A 1,391-nucleotide genomic window follows, 5' to 3' on the forward strand; every position below is an offset into this window, starting at 1 on the left:
AGTTTCACTTAGTTTTCTTAGTTGTTGTGTGTTGATTGTTTTACCATAATGCTTTGCAATTATTTTTATACACGTTGGCCCACAATCTTTTGCCTCTGTTTGTTTATATGTAGGGAACTTTTTCAATGATTTTTTTTTACTTTACTTACTTTGTTTAATTATCAATGTTGAAAAATTAAAAACAAAACTTATCATTAAGGTATTCTTTGTAATTATAACTATCTAGGAAATCGTTATCAATTATAAGGGTAGATTTTTGAGAGTAAACATTGTCTTTTATCACGATTAAAAAGGGGGGAGTAATAGAAGGGATTGACGTTTTAATGTTTCTTTTCTTCATTTTATTTAGAGCCTTTCCTAATTTTAATATTGATTTTTTCTTAATTAAAGTTGTTTTTAGCGGTGATCATATTAAGACACTCACCGATTATGTCTATTCTTCGCGAGAGAATATGTTCTTATATTTTACTCATTATTGTTTGACTATTTTCTTCTAGTTCTTCGATGAAGAAAATTAAGTCTGATCTATTGTATTCTTTTGGAAAAGATCTTCCATTTATTAAAATTTCTGGAGTGAAATTAATAGCGTTATTTTTACACCATTCTTTTTCTCTTTCTAATTCAGATAAAAAGTAGTCACTGTTATTAATCTCTCCCCATTTCTTTAACCATAAATCAACATTACCATCTTCATATATCTCACCCATAGCTTCTAAACATTCTTTTTGTTTATTGTTATTATAGAGCTCTAATAATCGACTAATTACTTTTACTGCATTACCATTTTTATCTTCAGTGTTTATATTAAAACGTATTCTTATTTTAACCGAATCATTATATTTATGTAAAATCTCATCTACTTGCTTATGAACTGGTTTACAATGACCACAAAAAGGATTGGTTACAACAACTATTTCTAAATTTGAGGTTGGATTTCCAAAAACAATCTCTTGGTTTTTATCAAATGTTGTATCTATTTGAGGTGATTTATTTAGCATACCTTCAAACAAAGTGTAGTTTCTTTTAAATTTAACTCCCTCTATTTTTTCTTTTCGTAATTCTGTTACTTCAGAGATAAGAGGTTTTATATAACTCCATCCCAACCATGTACTTGTTCCTATAATTGCTAAAACAACATAATCACTAGGAACAAAGCTAGAAATATAAGTATTTGTTAATACAGGAATTAATACTTGTAGCCATAATAAACCAACAATACTCAAACATAATAAGCACCATTTTTTTACTACTGCATATTGATAATAAATTGAATATAATGTTATTGGAACAGCAATTAAACTTATTGTATAAGAAACAGCTGGTGTGGCTATTTCTAAAAAGGTTAAAAGGGTTAATGTTGAAAAGTATAAAATACTGAAGTCGCTTAGTTT

General features: G+C 27.4%; 2 protein-coding genes (1 of these 2 running past the window's edge). Both read right to left on the bottom strand.

Features of this window, described 5'->3' with window-relative positions; all coding sequences use genetic code 11:
- A partial coding sequence (locus ACKTTQ_RS00630) for a cysteine peptidase family C39 domain-containing protein (protein WP_408048282.1) occupies positions 1-126 on the bottom strand: 126 nt, incomplete at its 3' end.
- 332 nt (positions 127-458) lie between these two features.
- Positions 459-1,391, bottom strand: the 3' portion of a protein-coding gene (locus ACKTTQ_RS00635; RefSeq protein ID WP_456243495.1) for a thioredoxin domain-containing protein. 654 nt of this gene lie beyond the right edge of the window; only the last 933 of its 1,587 coding nucleotides appear in the window; its start codon lies beyond the right edge, outside the window — the gene reads right to left on this strand; the stop codon is at positions 459-461.

The organism is Tenacibaculum halocynthiae, assembly GCF_964512825.1.
Lineage (GTDB): Bacteria > Bacteroidota > Bacteroidia > Flavobacteriales > Flavobacteriaceae > Polaribacter > Polaribacter halocynthiae.